The 20721-nt window shown below is 63.2% G+C and carries 20 protein-coding genes; 19 read left to right on the plus strand and 1 reads right to left on the minus strand.

Features of this window, described 5'->3' with window-relative positions; translation table 11 throughout:
* Positions 1 to 206 precede the first annotated feature (206 nt).
* The 5 genes from prfA to glpK all read left to right on the plus strand — a co-directional run bounded on the left by prfA (position 207) and on the right by glpK (position 6213).
* Positions 207 to 1274, plus strand: a complete 1068-nt coding sequence (prfA, locus tag B5F89_RS08850; RefSeq protein WP_087431423.1) for a peptide chain release factor 1 — start codon at positions 207 to 209, stop codon at positions 1272 to 1274.
* Positions 1275 to 1564: 290 nt separating this feature from the next.
* The gene (locus B5F89_RS08855; protein ID WP_239286728.1) at positions 1565 to 2746 is read left to right on the plus strand and encodes a HemK/PrmC family methyltransferase; all 1182 of its coding nucleotides are present in this window, start codon (positions 1565 to 1567) and stop codon (positions 2744 to 2746) included.
* A 370-nt stretch (positions 2747 to 3116) separates the two neighbouring features.
* The gene (locus tag B5F89_RS08865; protein ID WP_143758360.1) at positions 3117 to 3635 is read left to right on the plus strand and encodes a DNA-binding protein; all 519 of its coding nucleotides are present in this window, start codon (positions 3117 to 3119) and stop codon (positions 3633 to 3635) included.
* A 277-nt stretch (positions 3636 to 3912) separates the two neighbouring features.
* Complete coding sequence (locus B5F89_RS08870; protein ID WP_087431426.1) at positions 3913 to 4656, plus strand: L-threonylcarbamoyladenylate synthase; 744 nt, start codon at positions 3913 to 3915, stop codon at positions 4654 to 4656.
* A 6-nt stretch (positions 4657 to 4662) separates the two neighbouring features.
* Positions 4663 to 6213: a glycerol kinase GlpK gene (glpK, locus tag B5F89_RS08875; protein ID WP_087431427.1), complete on the plus strand. Its 1551-nt coding sequence runs from the start codon at positions 4663 to 4665 to the stop codon at positions 6211 to 6213.
* A gap of 80 nt (positions 6214 to 6293) precedes the next feature.
* Here the strand turns inward: glpK and B5F89_RS08880 are convergent, their stop codons facing one another.
* Entirely contained in the window at positions 6294 to 7733 is a 1440-nt protein-coding gene (locus B5F89_RS08880; protein ID WP_087431428.1) for a hypothetical protein, read from the minus strand.
* Positions 7734 to 7857: 124 nt separating this feature from the next.
* Between B5F89_RS08880 and B5F89_RS08885 the strand changes: the two genes are divergently transcribed.
* From B5F89_RS08885 to B5F89_RS08950, 14 genes are all read left to right on the plus strand, one after another.
* Positions 7858 to 9078, plus strand: a complete 1221-nt coding sequence (locus tag B5F89_RS08885; RefSeq protein ID WP_204230658.1) for a M20 family metallopeptidase — start codon at positions 7858 to 7860, stop codon at positions 9076 to 9078.
* A gap of 93 nt (positions 9079 to 9171) precedes the next feature.
* Positions 9172 to 10407 (plus strand): MFS transporter, encoded by a 1236-nt coding sequence (locus B5F89_RS08890; RefSeq protein ID WP_087431429.1) that lies wholly within the window; start codon positions 9172 to 9174, stop codon positions 10405 to 10407.
* 186 nt (positions 10408 to 10593) lie between these two features.
* The gene (gene rpiB, locus B5F89_RS08895) at positions 10594 to 11034 is read left to right on the plus strand and encodes a ribose 5-phosphate isomerase B (protein WP_087431430.1); all 441 of its coding nucleotides are present in this window, start codon (positions 10594 to 10596) and stop codon (positions 11032 to 11034) included.
* 175 nt (positions 11035 to 11209) lie between these two features.
* Positions 11210 to 11515 (plus strand): hypothetical protein, encoded by a 306-nt coding sequence (locus B5F89_RS08900; RefSeq protein WP_087431431.1) that lies wholly within the window; start codon positions 11210 to 11212, stop codon positions 11513 to 11515.
* A gap of 39 nt (positions 11516 to 11554) precedes the next feature.
* A complete protein-coding gene (gene atpB, locus B5F89_RS08905; protein WP_087431432.1) occupies positions 11555 to 12352 on the plus strand; it encodes a F0F1 ATP synthase subunit A in 798 nt (265 codons plus the stop codon).
* A 113-nt stretch (positions 12353 to 12465) separates the two neighbouring features.
* Complete coding sequence (locus B5F89_RS08910) at positions 12466 to 12657, plus strand: ATPase (protein ID WP_087205101.1); 192 nt, start codon at positions 12466 to 12468, stop codon at positions 12655 to 12657.
* 42 nt (positions 12658 to 12699) lie between these two features.
* The gene (gene atpF / locus B5F89_RS08915; RefSeq protein ID WP_087431433.1) at positions 12700 to 13296 is read left to right on the plus strand and encodes a F0F1 ATP synthase subunit B; all 597 of its coding nucleotides are present in this window, start codon (positions 12700 to 12702) and stop codon (positions 13294 to 13296) included.
* Positions 13286 to 13771 (plus strand): ATP synthase F1 subunit delta, encoded by a 486-nt coding sequence (gene atpH / locus B5F89_RS08920; protein WP_087431434.1) that lies wholly within the window; start codon positions 13286 to 13288, stop codon positions 13769 to 13771. Before atpF ends, atpH begins: the two co-directional genes overlap by 11 nt.
* Positions 13764 to 15374: a F0F1 ATP synthase subunit alpha gene (gene atpA, locus B5F89_RS08925; RefSeq protein ID WP_087431435.1), complete on the plus strand. Its 1611-nt coding sequence runs from the start codon at positions 13764 to 13766 to the stop codon at positions 15372 to 15374. The genes atpH and atpA overlap by 8 nt, the downstream gene beginning before the upstream one ends.
* 7 nt (positions 15375 to 15381) lie before the next feature.
* The gene (gene atpG, locus B5F89_RS08930; RefSeq protein WP_087431436.1) at positions 15382 to 16287 is read left to right on the plus strand and encodes an ATP synthase F1 subunit gamma; all 906 of its coding nucleotides are present in this window, start codon (positions 15382 to 15384) and stop codon (positions 16285 to 16287) included.
* A gap of 2 nt (positions 16288 to 16289) precedes the next feature.
* The gene (gene atpD, locus B5F89_RS08935; RefSeq protein WP_087431437.1) at positions 16290 to 17747 is read left to right on the plus strand and encodes a F0F1 ATP synthase subunit beta; all 1458 of its coding nucleotides are present in this window, start codon (positions 16290 to 16292) and stop codon (positions 17745 to 17747) included.
* Between the two features lie 3 nt (positions 17748 to 17750).
* Complete coding sequence (atpC, locus tag B5F89_RS08940) at positions 17751 to 18143, plus strand: ATP synthase F1 subunit epsilon (RefSeq protein WP_087431438.1); 393 nt, start codon at positions 17751 to 17753, stop codon at positions 18141 to 18143.
* A 54-nt stretch (positions 18144 to 18197) separates the two neighbouring features.
* Positions 18198 to 19481 carry a UDP-N-acetylglucosamine 1-carboxyvinyltransferase gene (gene murA, locus B5F89_RS08945; RefSeq protein WP_087431439.1) on the plus strand — a complete coding sequence of 428 codons (1284 nt, stop codon included), beginning with the start codon at positions 18198 to 18200 and terminating at the stop codon, positions 19479 to 19481.
* A 12-nt stretch (positions 19482 to 19493) separates the two neighbouring features.
* On the plus strand, positions 19494 to 20690 hold the full coding sequence (locus B5F89_RS08950; RefSeq protein WP_087431440.1) for an LCP family protein: 1197 nt from the start codon (positions 19494 to 19496) through the stop codon (positions 20688 to 20690).
* The last annotated feature ends 31 nt before the right edge of the window (positions 20691 to 20721 follow it).

Genomic DNA, 20721 nt, shown 5'->3' on the forward strand with positions numbered 1-20721 from the left:
CGAGCCCGCTGATGGCGATTCTGCAGGATAGGGGCACCGCCGCTTGCCCTTTTCACCGGTCTGGGTATGATTAGGTGCCGGAAGAAAGGATGCGCATGTATATCAGGTTCGACATGCTCTAGCTGGGCCGTCGCTTTGCCGCCATAGCGCGGCGCCTCACGTTGTACCCTCCGCGCCCCAGGGCGCTCACCTGCAAAGGAACCATCATGCGCGACAAGCTGGAAAAACTCATCGCTGCCTACGAGGAGCTCGAGAAGAAGCTCTCCGACCCCTCGATTGCCTCCGACATAAAGGAATTCACGCGCCTCAACAAGGAGTACGCGCATCAGACGCCGCTGGTAGCGGCCGCGCGCGAGTACCTGAGCGCCCTCGACGACATCGAGGCCGCCAAGGAGATGCTGCGCGACACCTCCGACGCCGACGAGAAGGCGATGCTTCAGGAGGACATCTCCGAGAACGAGGCAAAGCTTCCTCAGCTCGAAGAGGATATCAAGTTCATGCTCATCCCGGGCGATCCCAACGACGAGAAGAACACCATCGTCGAGATCCGCTCCGCCGCGGGCGGCGACGAGGCAGCCATCTTTGCCGGCGACCTCTTCAAGATGTATCAGCACTTCTGCGAGGCACAGGGCTGGAAGCTCGAGGTGCTCGACTCGAGCCCGTCCGAGGCCGGCGGCTTCAAGTCCATTGAGTTCAAGGTCAACGGCGACAAGGTCTACTCGGTCATGAAGTACGAGAGCGGCGTGCACCGCGTGCAGCGCGTTCCCAAGACCGAGAGCCAGGGTCGCATCCAGACCTCGACCGCCACGGTAGCGGTGCTGCCTGAGGCGGACGAGATCGACATCAAGATCGACCAGTCCGACCTGCGCATCGACACTTACTGCGCGTCGGGCCCCGGCGGCCAGTGCGTTAACACCACCTACTCGGCGGTGCGCATCACCCACCTGCCCACCAACACCGTGGTGCAGTCCCAGGAGCAGCGCTCCCAGATCCAGAACCGCGAGGTCTGCATGCAGATGCTACGCGCTCGCCTCTACGAGATGGAGCTTGAGAAGCAGCAGGCCGAGCTTGGTGCCGAGCGCCAGAGCCAGATCGGCCACGGAAACCGCTCTGAGAAGATCCGCACCTACAACCAGCCGCAGGACCGCGTGACCGACCATCGCATCGGTTTCAACTCCACCTACAACGGCGTGCTTTTGGGCGACCAGCTGGGTACCGTCATCGACGCGCTTGCCGCGGCCGATCGCGCCGAGAAGCTGGCCCAGGCGGTCTAAGGCGCGCCATCAAACCAACTGCGTGCGACGGGCACCTGCGGGTGCCCGTTTCTATGCCGGTTTTATGGAACCTCAAAGCGCCTTCCGTCGCCCGCATCGGCGCAGGCGTGCAAAAACGCCCACGCTGAGCTGGGCGGTTAGAATTCGTACAATCTCAGTTGGCGAATGGTTTGTCCGGTGCGAGAGGCGTGCTGATTTCTGTTTGAGGTGCGCGCTAACGTGAGAAGCGCGGCGGTCTCCCGGGAGCGCCTGCAGTAGAATCTCCACCGAGCCGACGATGAGGGGAAGCCATGGGCACGACAGAACAAATGGTTGGACAGAACGCGGGGCAGGTCACAGCGCCGGAACAGCCGCAAAAAGAGGTCTGGACCATCGAGCGCTGCCTCAGGTGGTCCACGGGCTATCTTGAGCGCCATGGCGAGGAGCGTCCGCGCCTGGCGGCTGAGTGGTTGATCTGCGCCGCGGCGCATCGTAAGCGCATCGACCTCTATCTCAATTTTGATCAGCCCTTGTCCGAGGCCGAGCTTGCTGCGGTCCGCAATGGCTTGAAGCGCCGTGCGGCGGGGGAGCCTCTGCAGTACATCACGGGCGAAACCTCATTCCGCCAGCTCGACGTCCTCTGCGAGCCTGGCGTGCTCATCCCGCGTCCCGAGACGGAGCTGCTGGTTGACTTTGTGCTCGAGTACCTCGACCACGCGGTTCTTACCGGCGGGTCGTCCGTCGCGCGTCGCGAGCGTGTTGAGCTTCCCTGGAACGCCGAGGTTGCCCAAGCGCGCGAGCAAGAGCTCGCCGCTCTTGCCGCAAAGGCGCAAAGCGATGACGAGGCGACGGAGGCGGAGGAGGACGCTGCGGACGGTGTAGCGACGCCGGACGAGGCGGCCCCTGCTGATACCACGGCTGGCGAAGGCGATTTCGAGGCGTCGGATCCTGAGCCCGTAGCACCGCCGGTTGCGCATGTGCTTGAGGTGGGGTGCGGCACCGGTTGCATCTCGCTCTCGCTTGCTGCCGAGAGGCCGGGCGCAGTTCGCTGCGTTGCCACCGATATCGAGCCGCGTGCTGTCGCGCTCGCGCACCGCAACCGCGAGCGCGCCGGTCTTGCGGGTGACGCCGTTGATATTCGTGAGGGCGATTTGGTTTCGCCTGTTCACGCTGAGGAGTACGGCGCCTTTGACGTGCTCGTTTCGAACCCGCCCTATGTGCCGACCAAGGTGGTAGATACGCTCCCGCGGGAGGTGGCCGCCTTTGAGCCGCACCTCGCGCTCGACGGTGGAGCGGACGGGCTCGATATCTTCCGGCGCCTGCTCGACGTTGCACCGGCTTTGCTCAAGCCGGGAGCGCTGTTTGCCGTCGAGCTATTCGAGACCGCCACAGAGCCCGCTGCGGAGCTCTGCCGCGCCGCCGGATTCACCGACGTGCGCGTTGCCTCCGATATGACGGGAAGGCCCCGCTTCGTGCTCGCGCATTGCGCCTAAGGTAAGGCGGGTTTCAACGCAACGCGTTTGGTACGGACTTAAAGCGACGCCGTTCGTTGATGTGGAAAAACAGAGCCTTTCATTCAAAGCCTTTTCGGAAGGTGCGCTATTGCCGCACTCATAGAGCCTTAGCAATGCTAAGATAGAGGTGACATTATGACGAAGCGCCGGGATTTGATTCGAGAGCTTCTATCCGCCGGATGGGTAATGGGGCACGGAGGCAAACACGACTACTTCCGCAAGGGGTCAGGAAGAGTGACGATGCCGCGTCATGGTGAGATTAGCGATGCGCTGGCGGATAGGATTCGGAAACAGGCGGGGCTGGTCGTTCGACGTCCCTTGGACGCGAAGCGCAAGAGGGGAGAGACTCGTGAATAACGGAATGTCTTCGCAAGAACATGCGGGAAACGAATGGGAAGAAGTGTTCGTTAGAGAATTCGAGGTGTTTGTCGACGAAGGAATCTTTGTCGCGCTCCCTTGCGATATGGAAGGCGGAACTCAAGGGACCAGTTTTAATGATGCGGTTTATATGGCAGCAGACTGGTTGAGGGACGCGGCGCTAGCTTCGTTGGCAAAAGGCAAGGCACTGCCCGGAGGGGCATTGGGGCATGTGCCGCAATATGGCGGAAGAGTAATTGCGGTTGCTGTTCTTGCGGGGCGTGATGATATCCCTGCTATGACTGCCGCCGATGCCGCGCGGGCGCTGAACGTGAGCACAGCACGTGTGGCGCAGCTCTGCAAGGCGGGTAAGTTAGACTCCTGGCGTGTGGGGGCGACGCGAATGGTCTCGAAGGAAAGTGTCGAGATGCGCAAAATACTGGCGCAACGGGAGGAGGCGCTGGGGGAGCGATCACGCGCCTCGCATGTTGGCTTGGCGGCGGCGGGATAGAAGCTAAATGACGGGAAGGCCCCGCTTCGTGCTTGCGCATCGCGCCTAGCCAGAGCCTCGACAACTTAACCCCGACCGTGAGCGGTCGGGCGACACATTTCCTACGCATCTTCTCCTTTTGCCGAGCCACGCGGCCCGTTGGCGTGCGTTATTGACAATGTGTCCCTATGTCACCGTCTCCCGTGCGACAATACTGCGCAAAACGTCAGCAGGAGTATCGGGCGACGCGGAACAGCCGTCGCCCGAGCGATTTTTAAAGGGAGCAGGCGACGCAACGATGACCCAGGTGTTCCGCACCGCAGCAGATGAGGGCCTAACTGAGTCCGCAGCAATCGCGCAGGCGGCGCGCGTCCTCATGGCGGGCGGGCTCGCACTCATCCCTACGGAAACCGTGTACGGTCTTGCCGTAGCGGTGTCCGCATTCACCTGTCCCTCCGCGGACGCAGCGGAGCCCTTGGTTAACGGTTGCCCCGTGCCCGCCGAGGGGTCCGGCTATCGTCGCATCTTCGACCTCAAGCAACGCGACCTCGCGCAGACCGTGCCTTGGCTCGTAGATGGCGCAGGTGCCCTTGAGCGCTATGGGCACGACGTCGACCCCGGCGTGCAGGCGCTCGCCCGCGCGTTCTGGCCGGGCGCCCTCACCCTTATCGTCCCGGCGCGTGATGACGTGCCCGCGTTTATGCGCGCGGCAGACGGAACAGTTGCGCTGCGCTCGTCGGCCTCTCCGGTGGTGGCCGCGCTCATCGAGGCTTGCGGCAGCCCGCTTGCCTGCACGAGCGCAAATACCCACGGCGCCCCCGCGCCTGCCTCGTTCTGCGCGGTAGAGCAACGCATTCTCGATGGCGTCGATATCGCCATCGATGCGGGCGCGACGCCCTGTCAGGACGCGTCGACTATCGTCTCATTCCCCGGTGGAGAGCCACAGATCATACGGCAGGGCGCGCTCTCCGCGGCAGATATCAAGCGTGTGCTCGAGGAGCCTTGCGGCCCCGAGCGCGCGACGTCCCTGCGAAAAGGGTGATCGTGCATGCCTCTCTCACTTAAAGACCTCGGGCTCGTTGACGCGGCGTTTCGCTTCGGCGGCTCCTACATCATGTCGCTCGATGCGGGCACCACGTCGGTGCGCGCCGTTATTGTGGACGAGTTTGGCGGGGTCGTCGCTCAGGCGTCGCGCCCCCTCGGCATGCACTACCCCCATCCCGGTTGGGTCGAGCAGGACCCCACCGAGATCTTGGCATCCATGATCTCGGTCATTGTCGAGGTCCAGTTCAAAAGCGGCATTCATTCCGAGGACATCGCCGCGGTGGGCATCTCCAACCAGCGCGAGACGTGCATCGTCTGGGATCGCGAGAGCGGCCAGCCCGTCTACAACGCCATCGGCTGGCAGTGCCGCCGCACGGCGGACGCCGCCCGCACACTTGCCGACCCGGACACCGCCGCCATGATTCGCCGCAAGACGGGCCTTACGCCCGACGCATACTTCTCGGCGACAAAGGTCGCCTGGATTCTCGACAACGTTGCGGGCGCGCGCGAGATGGCAGACGCCGGCAAGCTCGTCTTTGGCACGGTCGACACCTGGCTCATCTACAGCCTCACGGGCGGTGCGGTCATTGCCACCGACTACACCAACGCGAGCCGCACGATGCTCTTCAACATCCGCACGCTCGATTGGGATGACGATCTGCTTGCGCTCTTTGGTATTCCGCGCGCCATGATGCCAGAGCTCAAGTGGAGTTCAGACGACTACGGGCATGTCTCGCACGAGATCATGAGTCACCGGCCGCCCATTACCGGTGTGGCGGGCGACCAGCAGGCGTCGCTCTTTGGCCATTGTTGCTTCCGCCCGGGCGAGGCCAAGAACACCTATGGCACGGGCTGCTTCTTGCTGATGAACACGGGCGATGAGGTCGTTGAATCCAGCGAGGGGCTCGTGGCAACCGTGGGCATCGCCGAGGGCGGGCGCGTGAGCTACGCGCTCGAAGGCTCGATCTTCCATGCCGGGTCGGTCGTGCGCTGGCTGCGTGACGGGCTCGGGATCATCGACGATGTGCAATCGACCGCAGAGGTTGCGTGCTCGTGTGCCACAAACGACGGCTGCTATCTCGTGCCGGCGTTCGGCGGTCTCGGCGCCCCTTGGTGGGATGCCGACGCACGCGGGCTCATCTGCGGACTCACGGCAGCCTCAACGCGCTCGACCATCGTGCGCGCCGCGTGCGAGTCGCTCGCCTACCAGGTCTACGACGTGCTGCGCGCCATGGAGCGTGCCGCCGGCTGCGAGATCAGCGAGCTGCGTGTCGATGGTGGTGCCTCGCGCAACGATTTCATCATGCAGTTCCAGGCGGACCTGTTGAAGATTCCCGTCGTTCAGTCGGAGTCCATCGAGACGACGGCAATAGGCGCGGCGTACCTCGCGGGTCTTTCCGTTGGGTATTGGGAGAATCGCGAGGAGCTACTCTCTAACTGTGCCGTTGCGGAGCGTTTCTCCCCGGCGCTTGGAGATGAGGCGGAGGAGTTGCGCCTCCGCAACCTGCGCGGCTGGCACGATGCCGTCAAACGTTCCCGCTCAACCGTCGCCTAGCACAGCGCGCTGCCTGATGCCGGACATTGCCTGACGGCCTGCCTCTTCTGATGCCGAGCGTTGCCTAGCGCCGCGCAACCTTAGTCTCCGCCCGTCGTGCTTGCTTGCAGGTGCCGGGCGAGCATCTCTCCCTCCTCGGCAACAGAGGTGCCAACGATAGGGTACGAGCCCGTTTCCTGGGGCGTTTCGAGCGCGTATTCGCGGTCGACAACAATAATCCCGCGCGCCTCCGGGGCGTTCTCCAGCAGGCGGGCGAGCTCTGCCCCGGCCGCCTCGATGGTGGAGCATGCTCGCTCTAGGGCGTGCGCGGTTCCCGGAAGCTGCCGCTCAATGGCAGCGGCAATGGTCAGACGGTTGAGCTCGCTTGCCGTGACGATGGCGCAGCAGATGCGCTCGGGCGTGGTATCGGTATCGATAAGAGGCAGAATCTGCAGCACAAACTGCACGATGAGGTCGTCGTTTTCTCCCGCTCCCGCCGGTGCAAACGTTTGCGACCACGCCTTCACGATCTCTCGGCACGCATCGAGCACGGGGCGCCGTGCGTCGGGAATAGGGCGGTCTTGCGTGAAGGCTGTTGCGGCCGCCCCCAGGCGGATAAAGAGAAAGAGCCTCCGCAGTGCCGCGCGGAAGAGCTCAGTTTCGCAGGCCTTTTTGCCAAAGTGCGCGCGCATGCGCTTCTCGAGGTCGCGGTAGGAGGCATCTCCGTCTGCCCAGAGGGCGAGCGCATCGGTTGAGCTGATGCGGTTTTTGGCGGAAACGCAGGCGGACATAGCGGCCATAAAGAGCGCCTCCTGGTGTCCAAAGCGCCGGCCGTCAACCTCCGTATCCTCCTCAAAGAACGCAACCTCCGGCATGTCCGCCACCACCTCAAGAAAGCCCTGGTCAAGCGGGCGCCCGCCGCGCTCAAGGGCAAGCCCGGTCGAGGCTCGCAAAAATGACCGGTCAAGATCGGTGAGGGTAAAGCCCAGCCTGCTCTCAAGCGCGGCGATCATACGGTTTACGCCGGGTAGATGCGCCTCAAGCACCGGGGGCCGGAATCCGAGCGCCGTTCTCACCAAAATGCTGATATAGCGCATTGCGAGCTCGCTCGCGTCAAGCGAGCTGCGCCTCACTGTGCCGCCCGCTGCTCCCAAAAAAGTCGCGGCCTTGCGGCTGAGCGCATATGCGGCAGAGACAGAGAGGCCGCGCCGTCTCGCAAATGCGGCAACGTCCACCTTTCCCGTTAGATACTCGTTACAAAGAAGCAGCAGGTTGGACTCGCGGTATACGTGCTGTATGAGCTCGAGCAGCGTGGTTGCGCGGTCAAAGCGCACAAGGACGGTGCCGCGCCTGCGCTCATGCGCGCGCACGTAGGGAGAGAGCAGCGCTCGCAGCGCATCGATGTCAGAAAGTGCGGTGTTGCGGTCGACGCCAAGCTCGCTCGCCAGCGTGCTTATGCGTTGTTCTGGCTGGTAGTAGAAGCGCTCGGTCAAAACAACATGACGTGCAACGTTGCGCTCCAAATACCGGTCGAGTTCCACGGCAACCTCCATTCCAGATTATTCACAAAACAAAGTATAAATGAATGAAAACACGATACGCACGACCCGGCGCCCGGTGGGAAGATGAGGCCATCAGCAAAGCTCCCAAGGTAAGGAGTGCATCGTGAAGACCGCTCTGGAAGAAGCCGCCCGCATCGAAGACCAGATTATCGCGTGGCGCCGTCATATCCATGCAAATCCCGAGAAGGGCTTTGACCTTCCCGCGACGCAGGCGTACGTTGCCGAGGAGCTCGCCCGTATGGGTATTGAGGCCAAGCCCTGCGGCGGCGAGATTCCCGCAGAGGTGGTGGAGAAGTACGAGCGCGCCGGCTTTGGGCGCATGGAGCACGCGACTGGCCTCGTTGCGACCATCGGCCAGGGTTCACCCTGTATCCTGCTGCGTGCCGACTACGACGCTCTGCCGCTCACCGAGCTCGCCGACGTTCCTTATAAGTCCCAGTGCGAGGGCCTCATGCACGCCTGCGGTCATGACTCGCACGCGGCGATGCTTCTGGGTGCTGCCAAGATCCTGAAGGAGCATGAGGCGGAGCTCAAGGGCACCGTCAAGCTTATGTTCCAGCCGGGCGAGGAGATGGGCTGTGGCTCCAAGCTTATGATCGACGACGGTCTGCTCGAGAACCCGCATGTCGACGCCGCGTTTGCGCTTCACGTCATGCCCGATCTTGAGCGCGGCCGCTTCTTCTTTGCGCCCGATGTTGCGAGCGCCTCGATGGACACGTTCATCATCCAAATCCAGGGCAAGGGCGGCCACAGCTCCATGCCCAACCAGACCATCGACGCCTCGATGATCGCCACGCAGCTCTATACGCAGCTGAACCTCCTTATGACGCGCGAGGCCGATCCGCGCAGCATGGTGACGTTCTCCATTGGAGCCGTCCAGGCGGGTACCGTGACCAACATCATTCCCGACAGCGCCGTTCTCCAGGGCAACATGCGCACGCTTTCGCGCGCGGACCGCGATCATTTGGTGGAGCGCATCCCCGAGATGGTCGACGGCATCGTGCGCGCCTGGCGCGGCACCTACCACATCGATTTCTTTAGCACGCCGACCACCAACAACGACGCCGATTTCATCCGCGAGGTCACGCCGTCGGTTGCCGACGTGGTGGGCGAGGATAACGTCATCTCCTGCCCGCCGCTCTCCGGCACCGAGGACTTCTCCTACGTGAGCCAGGCGGTCCCGTCGCTCTTTATGCAGCTCGGTACAGGCGGCGAGTATCCGGTGCACAACCCCAACATGACGCTCGACGAGTCGCTCTTCAAGCTGGGGTGCGCGGCGCACGTTAGCGTTGCCATGGACTGGCTCGCCTCCCACACGGCCTAAGGCCACCGGTACTTTAACGCCCGGGTGCGGTGTCGCCCCGAGCCCGGGCGCTTGGCGGCCACACGGTCGCTCGAATAAGAAAGAGAGGAAACAATGGGAAAGCTCAAGGGTAAAGAGGTAGCGATCTTTCTGACGCTCTTCTTCATCGGTCTGGTGGCCAACCTCGACAAATCGCTGATCGGCGTTGCCGCAACGGCCATCCGCGGTGAGTACGGGTACTCCGCGACGGAGTTCGCCAACATCACTAACCTCTATTACGCGAGCAATATCGTGATGACGCTCGTCTCCGGCTGGATTGTCGACCGCTTTGGTTATAAGCCGTTCATGGTCACGGCCCTTACCATCCTCACGGTGGCTTCGCTCACCTTCGGTCTCTCCGGCATGCTTGCCGCCGGCGCCGGCGGAGCGGTGGGCGTGCTCACCGGCCTTCTGGCCTCGCGTTTCTTCATCGGCATCGGCCAGACGGGCTACACCAACGGCGTGTCCAAGGTCATTGTCGAGAACTTCCAACCCGAGGTTCGCCAGACCGTGCAGTCCGTGGTCGTCGCCACGGCCGGTCTGGGCGCCCTGCTTGCCTACACCGTGTTCACGGGCCTTGTGGGTATGGGCTGGCAGATTGCCTACTACGTGCTCTCCGCGCTCTTTTTGATCGCGCTTGTGCTCATGGTGGTCATCGTCCCCAAGAAGTACACCCCGCCCGCGGGCAGCGTGTCGCTCTTCACCGCTTGGAAGCACAAGAACTCGCTCGTCCTCGGTTTCGCGCTTCTGTGCAACAACATGGTGGGCGTGGTCTCGCTCGCCTGGCTGCCCTCCTATCTACAGGGTATCGATGTCATCAAGGCCGAGATGGCCGTGAACCCGGGTCTCACCAACATGATTCTTATCGGGTACGCCATCGTGATGGGCGTCGCTATGGTCGCCTCCAACTTCATCATCAAGGCCTGGTTCCGCGGTAAAGAGAAGATCTTCGCGGTCATCTGCAGCGCTATCGGCGCCGTGCTCCTCTACATGATGACCACCTCGCAGGAGCTTGTGGCCATCGTCGCCTTCCTCTACAGCTCGACCTTCCTGCTCATGCTCGTCTTCAGCGCCATCGTCGCTCTGCCCTACGCACCGCTTGCCAACGAGGATGGCACTATCGTGCCCGTCTCGATGATCGCCTCCTCCTACGCGGTCATCAACATCATGGCCTTCCTCGGCGCCATCATCGGCAACACCGTTGTGGCGGGTATTGCCGACGCCATGGGCTTCTCGGTTGGCTTTGCCGCGCTTGCCATCCCGTTTCTGCTCTCTGGCCTGGCGCTCTTCTTGCTGCCCAAGACCAAGTAGCACACCTCTTCTGACGTAGAGCGTCTCTTGCGCCAGACATGCCATGAGCGTCTCCCGGCAGCTGGGACGGATCCCTGCCGGGAGGCGCTCGCTTTAACCCGCCGGTCAGCCCGGCGGCGCAAACGCGCGTTATTCAGTAATATAGGAAGCGACGTATTTTTACCCATTCGTTTGAGAGGATGAAGCATGCGTATCGCCATCGGCGCCGACCACGGCGGGTTCGAGCAGAAGCAGGAGCTTAAAGCCTATATCGCCAACGAGCTCGGCTGCGAGGTCGAGGACATGGGATGCGACTCCACCGAGAGCGTCGACTATCCCGATTACGCCGCGCCTGTGGCGCGCGCGGTGGCCGAGGGCTCTGCCGACTTTGGCGTGCTTGTCTGCGGCACGGGTATTGGCATGGCCATTGCGGCGGACAAGATCGACGGCGTGCGCGCCTCTTCGATCACCTCGCCCGCGTTTGCTGAGCTTTTCCGTCAGCATAACAACGGCAACGTCGTGTGCCTCTCCGGTCGCTTCATCGACCTCGACGTCAACAAAGAGATTGTGAAGACGTTCCTCACGACTGCCTTTGAGGGCGGCCGTCATGAGGGCCGTATTGCCAAAATCACGGCGCTCGAGGGCTAAGGTTTCTCAAACCGGGGCAAATCGTCACGTAAAAAGCACCGCTGAGCTGCAAAGATGATGCGTCTATGTCACGTCGTGATTTCATCTGTTGACTTTTCGGTGGGGCTGGCTAGAGTATTCGGAACGAGATTCGAATCACTTGTTTGCGCGGGTGGTTCGAGCAGGGAGGTGCAAGATGTTGTCTGCCCTTGATTGGCCGGGCAGCACCGTGCACATCGTCATCGGGGCTCTCGTGGGTCTGGTCGCCTTCGTCCCGCTGGCAGCGGCGCTCGCGCCGGTGCTTAAGGGTACGAACCGGGTGAACATGGTGGCGGGGATGCTGGCAATCGGCGTCTCGTTCGCTGTGCTCCTCGTGGGCGTCTTTGCCGCCCACCTCCTCGACCGCGGCGGTTTGGTGCCGTTTGCGGTGGGGGAGATGTGCGGGTTCGTGGGAGCGCTGGTCGTCATTCCCACCGTCTTGGTGGTTATGCTCGGCAGATGACGGTCCGGCCTTGTGCCGGCTGGAAGAAAAGGTGGAACTTTGGAAGCGTTCGCAAAGCTTTCGGGTGAGATCCAAGAGCTCGTTGCCGAGTTTGGCTCGGCTCCTGTGGTGGGCGACCTCACATTTGGCCTCACGCAGTACTCGTTTTGGCTGCTTGTTGCCGCGGTGGTGCTCGCCGTCGTCATGGTCATCTTCGTCAAGAAGCAGACGCTCGTACCGCACGGCTTTTTTGTCAACGGCGTCGAGTACCTCGTTGAGTACGTGCAAAACGACGTGGCCAAGGGCGTTGTCGGTACCGAGTGGCGCCGTCACTTCCCGTTCCTCGCCACGATCTTCTTCTTCATCCTCATCAACAACTTCATCGGCCTCATCCCGGGCATGAAGCCGGGCACGGGCGCCATCGGCTGCACGGCTGCGCTCGCGCTCGTCACCTTTGTGTACTTCATCTACTTCGGATGCAAGAAGCACGGCTTCATTGGGTACTGGAAGAGCCTCGCTCCCGCGGGTGTGGCCTTCCCCATGAACGTGTTCGTGTGGGTCATCGAGGTCTTCTCGCTGCTGCTCCGCCCGATTACGCTTGCCATCCGTCTGTTCTGCAACATGTTCGCCGGTCATATCGTCATGGGGTCGTTCTCCATCATGGCGGCGCTCTTTGCGGAGCCTCTGCTTGAGCACTTCAGCGCCATGAACGCGCTCGGGGCACTCCCGAGCGTGGCGTGGCTCGCCATCCTGCTTGTTATCTACGCGGTCGAGCTCATCGTCGCGTTTGTGCAGGCCTACGTGTTCACGGTGCTTGCCGCCGTGTACATCCAGATTGCCGAGGCCGAGGGGCACTAGCCGCCCGGCCCGCTTTACAGGTCACCACGGGCCCGCTCCCCGGACCCGGGTAGATAGTTGGTACTTAGCGCCACCGGCTATATAGCGCCAAGGCGCACGTCAAAGGAGGAATCGTGGGAGTTATCGGTTACGGTCTCGGTGTTATCGGTGCCGGTCTTGCTATTGGCCTTGCTGCCTTCGGTGCCACGAGCGCCATGGCTCGCCAGCCCGAGATCCAGGGTCGCGCCTTCACCGTCTTCATTCTGGCGTCCGCGTTTACCGAGGCACTCGGCCTCATCGGCTTCGTCGTGACGCTCATCGCCTAAGGGAAGCTCGCTGAGTCTCATCTGAGTTAAGGAGCTGACCTTATGAAGCACAACGTCTATGTGATGGGCCTCGCCGGTGTTGCGGCCGCCCTCGCGCTGCCCCGTCCGGCGTTTGCCGAGGAGGCCGCCGGCGGTGCGGACATCCTCATCCCCAAGATGGCGGAGTTCATTCCGGCTCTCATCGCGTTTCTGATCATCCTCATCGTGCTCGCCAAGATGGCGTGGCCGCAGATTCTCGCCACCATGGAGGAGCGCGAGAAGCGCATCGCCGACAGCCTTGACGAGGCCGAGAAGACCCGCCAGAAGGCTATCGCCGACCGCAAGGCGTCCGACGACATCGTGACCGACGCACGCCGTCAGGCGGCCGAGATCGTGCTCGCCGCTCGTCAGGACGCGGAGGCCGAGCGCTCGCGCATCCTCGCTGCCGCGCATGCCGAGGCGGAGGACATCCTCGCCAAGGCGCACACGTCCGCGGAGGAGGAGCGCCGCTCCATCTACGCCGATGCCGCCGCATCCATCGCAGACCTTTCGGTTTCGGTGGCCTCCAAGATCGTCGCCAAGACGCTCGACGAGGACGGCGAGCAGCGTCGCCTTATCGAGCGCTACATCGAGGAAGCGGGTAGCCTGAATGCCGACTAGCCGGAAGCAGGAGCGCGTTCTCGAGACCTATGCTCGCACGCTCATCGAGGCGGGCAAGGGCCAGGGGCGCGTGTTCAAGAACCGCGCTGACCTGGAGACCCTCGCCTCTGCGTCGCCCGAGCTTCTGGGCGTGCTCGCCACGATGGTCGAGCGCGGACAGCTCGATCTCCTCTCTGAGGTCGCGGCGACCTATCACGCCATGACCGAGGAGGACGAGGACGTGGTGGGTGTCAAGGTCACCACGGCCGTGCCGCTCGACGACGACCTGCGCGCCAAGATCTCTGAGCGCGTGCGCGAGCGTCTGGGCCGCGAGGTCTTCCTCATCGAGAACGTCGATCCGTCTATCATCGGCGGCCTTGTGATCGAGGCGCGTGGCCAGCGCCGCGACATCTCGGTCAAGACGCAGCTGCGCGCTGCGCGCGAGGCCCTCGATTCCACCACTGCCACTATCGGAGGGGAGGCAGCCCATGAGTGAGATCATTGATGCCGCGAGCATCACTAAGATCTTGGCCGAGCGCTTGAACACGCTCGATGCCGCGGTCGATACGCAGGAGGTCTCGCACGTCGACGAGGTCGGAGACGGCATCGCGCGTGTTTCGGGCCTTATGAGCGCCATGGCAGGCGAGCTTCTCGAGTTCAAGAGCGAGGAGACCGGCGAGCGCGTCTTTGGCCTTGCCCAGAACCTCGAGCGCGATGAGGTCGGCGCGGTGCTCTTTGGCAACGTCGCCGCCATCAAAGAGGGCGACGAGTGCCGCACCACCGGCCGCATTATGGATATCCCGGTCGGCCGCGCCATGCTCGGCCGCGTGGTGAACCCGCTCGGCCAGCCCATCGACGGCCTGGGCGAGATTCGCGCCACGCATCGTCGTCCCATTGAGTTCAAGGCGCCCGGCGTTATCGATCGTACTCCGGTGTGCGAGCCCGTGCAGACGGGCATCCTCGCCATCGACTCCATGATTCCTATCGGCCGCGGCCAGCGCGAGCTCATCATTGGCGACCGCAAAGCCGGTAAGACCGCTATCGCAATCGATACGATCATCAACCAGCGCGGCAAGAACATGATCTGCATCTACGTCGCCATCGGCCAGAAGGCCTCCACGGTGGCGGGTATCCGTGCGGCGCTCGAGGCGCACCACGCCCTCGACTACACTGTCATCGTCTCCGCGACGGCCGCCGAGTCCGCGCCCATGCAGTACATTGCCCCTATGGCGGGTGCCGCTATTGGCGAGTTCTTTATGTACAACGGTGCCGACGGCAAGCCGGCATCTGCCGAGAACCCGGGCGGGCACGTGCTCGTCATCTACGACGACCTCTCCAAGCAGGCCGTTGCCTACCGTCAGATGTCGCTGACGCTGCGTCGTCCGCCGGGACGCGAGGCCTACCCCGGCGACATCTTCTACCTGCACAGCCGCCTGCTCGAGCGTGCCTGCAAGCTTTCTGAGGAGCTCGGCAGCGGCTCCATGACGGCCCTGCCGCTCATCGAGACGCAGGACGGCGACGTGTCGGCCTACATCCCCACCAACGTGATTTCGATCACCGATGGCCAGATCTACCTGCAGAGCGACCTGTTCCTGCAGGGCCAGCGCCCGGCCGTTGACGTGGGTATCTCGGTTTCGCGCGTGGGCGGTGCCGCTCAGGTGAAGTCCATGAAGCAGGTCGCGGGCAACCTCCGCCTTGACCTCGCCTCCTATCAGGAGCTCGCGGGCTTTGCCCAGTTTGGCTCCGACCTCGATGCGCAGACGCAAAAGCAGCTCACGCACGGCTCGCGCATGATGGAGCTCTTGAAGCAGGCGCGCTACTACCATCTCGACGTGGCCGAGCAGGTCGCCGTGCTCTTTGCCGGCAACCAGGGCTACTTCGACGATCTGGCCATCTCGCAGGTTCTCGAGTTCCGCGACGGGCTTGTGACCTATCTCAAGAGCAGCTACGGCAAGATCTTGGAGCGCCTACGCACCGAGAAGATCGCCGGCGACCTCGAGAGCGACCTCGATCGCGCCATCGCCGACTACAAGCGCGACTTCGCCGCTAAGCACGTGGCGGAGAGCAACGCGGACGCCTCCGTGGATCAGGAGGCGTAGAGACGCTATGGCCAACCTTCGCGAGATCAAGAAGCGCATCACCTCGACGACGAGCATGAAGCAGATCACCCGCACGATGGAGATGGTCTCCACGGCCAAGATCCGTCGTGCGTTGGAGCGCGCCTATGCGGCCGAGCCGTATAAGGACGCGCTGACCGACGTCATGCTCACCGTGGCGCAGGACGCCGAGGCTGCGGGCGACGCCCCGCTCTTGGCCCGTCACGATGCCGAGCGGCGCGTTCTTGTGGTCGCCATCGCGAGCGACCGCGGTCTTGCGGGCGGCTTCAACGTGGGCGTTGCACGCGAGGCCGAGAAGATCATGCACGCTTGCGCCGAGAAGGGTGAGGAGGTCGAACTCATCACCTGCGGCCGCAAGCCGACCGAGTACTTCAGCCGCCACGCCAACGTGGTCATGCACTTTGAGGGAAGCTCTGCCGAGCCGACCCTCGAGCAGGCCCGCATGATTGCGAGCTATATCACGCACGGCTACACCTCGGGCGACTTCGACCGCGTGGAGGTCATCTACCACCACGCCAAGAACCGCGTCGACCAGGTCCTGCGCGTAGAGCACCTGCTGCCGCTCGACACCGAGATGGTGGCGCTCGCGCGCGGTCCGCGCAAGAACGAGGACGAGGCCCCGACGCGCATCTCGTCGAGCTTTGCCTTCGTGCCCTCTGCGGAGGTGGTGCTCGGAAACCTCGTCTCGTCCTACGTCCTTACCGTCATTCACCAGGCGCTGATCGACTCCGCCGCCTCCGAGCAGGGCGCTCGCCGCAAGGCCATGCACTCCGCCACGGACAACGCCACCGCGATCATCGCGACCCTCACCCGCACCTACAACCGCGTGCGCCAGGCTTCCATCACGACCGAGATCAACGAGATCGTGGGCGGCGCCAACGCATTGGAGGAATAGCAATGGCTCAGAGCTACGATTTGAACGACATCAAAGACGCCGTCGAGCGCCATACGGCGGGCGAGGGGCATATCGTCCGTATCGTCGGCCCGGTTGTCGACGTCAAGTTCGAGGGGCAGGTCCCCGCGATCTACAACGCGCTCACCGTCGAGGCGGACACGCCCATGGGCCATGTGTCGACGATCCTCGAGGTCGAGAGCCAGCTGCCGGGCGGCGTGGTGCGTACCGTTGCGATGAGCTCCACTGACGGCCTCATTCGCGGCATCACCGCCACCGACACGGGCGGCCCCATGACCATGCCCGTGGGCCCCGGTACGCTCGGACGCATCTGGAACGTGCTCGGCAAGCCGGTTGACGGCAAGGAGATGCCCGAGGTGGAGGACTACTATCCCATCCACCATCCGGCGCCCTCCTTTGACGAGCTCACCACCCAGACCGAGATTTTTGAGACGGGCATCAAGGCGATTGACCTGCTCGAGCCCTACATCCGCGGCGGCAAGACCGGCCTGTTTGGCGGCGCCGGCGTGGGCAAGACGGTGCTCATCCAGGAGCTCATCAACAACCTCGCCCTCGAGCACAACGGCACGTCGGTCTTCACCGGCGTGGGCGAGCGTACCCGTGAGGGCACCGACCTGTACCTCGAGATGAAGGAATCGGGCGTTATCGACAAGACCTGCCTGGTCTACGGTCAGATGAACGAGCCTCCCGGAGCGCGTCTGCGCGTGGGCCTTGCCGGCCTCACGGCGGCGGAGTACTTCCGCGACCGCGGCCAGGACGTGCTGCTCTTTATCGACAACATCTTCCGCTTCTCTCAGGCGGGCTCTGAGGTTTCGGCCCTGCTCGGCCGTATGCCTTCTGCCGTTGGTTACCAGCCGACGCTCGCCACCGAGATGGGCGACCTTCAGGAGCGCATCACCTCGACCAAGACCGGCTCGATCACCTCGGTCCAGGCGGTCTACGTCCCCGCGGACGACCTTACCGACCCCGCTCCGGCAACGACCTTCACCCACCTCGACGCCCAGACGGTTCTGTCGCGTAACATCGCGAGCCTCGGCCTCTACCCGGCCATTGACCCGCTCGCGTCCTCCTCTGACGCCCTCGACCCCTCTGTTGTGGGCGAGGAGCACTACCGCGTTGCCGTCAAGGTCCAGGAGATCCTGCAGGAGTACTCCGACCTCCAGGACATCATCGCGATCTTGGGTATGGACGAGCTTTCCGAGGAGCAGCGCCTGACTGTGAACCGCGCGCGCAAGCTGCAGCAGTTCCTGTCGCAGTCTTTCCACGTGGCCGAGAAGTTCACCGGCAACCAGGGCGTGTACCTGCACATTGAGGACACCGTGCGCAGCTTTGCCGCCATTGTGGACGGCGAGTGCGACGACCTGCCCGAGCAGGCCTTCCGCTACGCCGGCACCATCGACGACGTGCGCGAGCGCGCCGCCAAGATGGAAGCGGGTGCATAGCCGATGCGCATCCGTATCGCTTGCCCGGAATCGAATGCCTACGAGGGGGAAGCTGCCTTTGTGGCGCTTCCCTCTACCGACGGCGAGATGGGCGTGCTCCCGGGGCATGCGAGCGAGATCTGCACCGTTGAGGCCGGTATCGTGCGCGTGTGCGACCAGGCGATGGGGGCGGTCGACCACCGTTTTGCCGTTGCCGGCGGCTACGCCGAGATCACCGCAGATGAGGTGGTCGTGCTGGCCCAGCGCGCCTGCGACCTCGACGCTATCGACGCCGATGCCATCCGCGCGGAGCTCCAAGGTTTTGAAGACCAGCTGAGTAATTTGTCGCAAGATGATGCACGCCGCGCCTATCTTTATAATGAGATGGCGTGGCGCAAGCTCCTGCTTGCTGCCTAGCTGCCCGGCCCCTGCCGGGCCGGAATCGATTCTAGCTGGTAGATGAGGTAGGACTTGGACATCATCCGCGTTCAGGGCGGGCATGCGCTTACGGGCGGCGTGCACGTCTCGGGTGCTAAGAACTCGGCACTCAAACTCATGGCCGCGACGCTTCTGGCGCCGGGCGTGACCACGCTTACCAACGTTCCCAATATTTCCGACGTGCACGTCATGGGCAAGGTCTTAAAGGGTCTGGGCTGCACGATTGAGGTTGTTGACGAGCACACGCTCGCCATCGACACCTCGGGTGCTAACTCCTGGGAGGCTCCCTACGAGCTCGTCGCCAAGATGCGCGCCTCCACCGCGGTCATGGGCCCTCTGCTCGGCCGCTTTGGCCGCGCCAAGATCGCCATGCCGGGCGGTTGCAACCTCGGTGCACGCAAGATCGACATGCATATCCTCGGTCTCGAGGCGCTCGGCGTCTCCTTTGACACGAGCCACGGCTACATCTTTGCCGATGCGCACGAGGGCATGTCGGGCACGATGGTGACCCTCGAGTTTGCGAGTGTCGGCGCGACGGAGAACCTCATCATGGCGGCGGTTCGTGCCAAGGGCACGACGGTGATTGACAACGCCGCGCGCGAGCCCGAGATCGTCGACCTTGCCAACATGCTGAACGAGATGGGCGCCAAGATCCAGGGCGCCGGCACCCCGGTCGTGGAGATTGAGGGCGTCGACGAGCTGCATCCGGTCGAGCACCGCGTGATCGGTGACCGTATCGAGGCCGGCACCTTTATCGTTGCGGGCGCCCTTGCGGCCGATGGGGACGGTATCGAGGTCACGGGCTTCAACCCGCATCACCTCGGTATGGTGCTCAAGAAGATGGAGCTCATGGGCATCCGTCTTGAGCGCGGCGTCGACGGGGTGCGCGTGTGGCGCGCCGACCGCATCGCGCCGGTGGATATTCAGACCCTGCCGTTCCCGGGATTCCCCACCGACATGCAGGCCCAGGTTATGGTGCTTTCTGCCATGGCCGACGGCAGCTCGGTGATTACCGAGAACATCTTTGAGAATCGCTTTATGTTTGCCTCCGAGCTCGTACGCATGGGGGCCGATATTCGTATCGAGAGCCATCACGCCATCGTGCATGGTGTAAAGTCGCTCTCGGGTGCCCAGGTGGTCTCGCCCGATTTGCGCGGTGGCGCCGCGCTCGTGGTGGCGGGACTTATCGCCGAGGGCGAGACCGACGTCTCTGCGATCCATCACATCGATCGCGGCTACGAGCGGTTCTGCGACAAGTTGGTCGGCTTGGGCGCCTCGGTCGAGCGCGTTCAGGTGCCTGACCTTGCCGAAGACTAAGTTAGGTTGCCTATGAGTATCCGCAAAAAGCCCGTTCAGCAGGCGCACCGTCCCACTTCGGGCGCCGCGAGCCGTATCTATAGCCGCGAGAACGTCGGCCGCTACGCCGAGCGTGCGCGCCAGCGCCGCCGCGGACGCGTGGTCCGCCGTGGCATCCTTGTGGGTATTTTGGGCGTGCTTTTGGTGGGTGTCGTCGCCGCGGGCGCGTGGGTCACGAACCTCATGTCGCGCCTGAACGACGGCGAGGTCATCACGAGCGACCTCTTGGCAACGCTTGTCGACTCCGATGTGGCACGCGACCCGTTTTACATGCTTCTTCTGGGTACCGACGGTCGTCCCGGCGAGGAGACCTACCGTACCGACTCCATCATTCTCGCGCGCGTTGATCCCATCGAGAAACAGGTTACGCTCATCTCCATCCCGCGCGACACTCGCTACGTTTACCAAGGCTCGACCGTTAAGATCAACGCGGTGTTTAGCTATGGCGGTGCCGACGATATGGTCGAGGCGGTGAACGACCTCTGCGGCGTGGAGATCTCTGAATACGCCGAGATTAACTTCGATGGCATGAAGGCGCTTGTGGACGCGGTCGGCGGCATTGACATTTACGTGCCCGAGGGCGACGAGGTCGACGACCCCGAGGCAGGCCCCGTTACCATCGAGTCCGGCCAGCAGCACATGGACGGCGAGGCGGCGCTGACCTTCAGCCGTGCGCGTCACCAGTTTGCCGACGGCGACTACACGCGTATGCGCCATCAGCGCATGGTGCTCGGCGCGCTCGCTGAGAAGATCCTGAACAACCTCGACATCGCCACCGTGCCCGCGCTCATGAATCAGCTCGCGGACATGGTGAAGACCTCGCTTCAGGTCTCGGACATCGTGTCGCTCATCAACGCGATGCGCGGCATGGATGTCAACAGCATGTACTCTGCCAACATCCCCTCGTGGGCGGGTCAGGATACCTACATCAACGGCCAGAGCTTTGTCTTTGTGTACGAGGACAAGCTCGAGAAGATGATGGAGCGTGTCGACGCCGGCGAGGATCCGCAGGGTCCGCAGACCATGGGCCAGGGCGATGGTACGGGCGGCACCGTGGGCGACCTGTACGAGAACAGCAACGAGGACTGGCGTTACGGCACGGCGACCACCTCGAGCTCGGTGGATGAAGAGGAACTTGCCGAGGACGGCGAGACTGCAACCACCGAGTAACAGCGCCAGATTAGTCGCGTGATAGAACGCC

Origin of the sequence: Collinsella sp. An307 (genome assembly GCF_002161805.1) — a bacterium.
GTDB lineage: Bacteria > Actinomycetota > Coriobacteriia > Coriobacteriales > Coriobacteriaceae > Coprousia.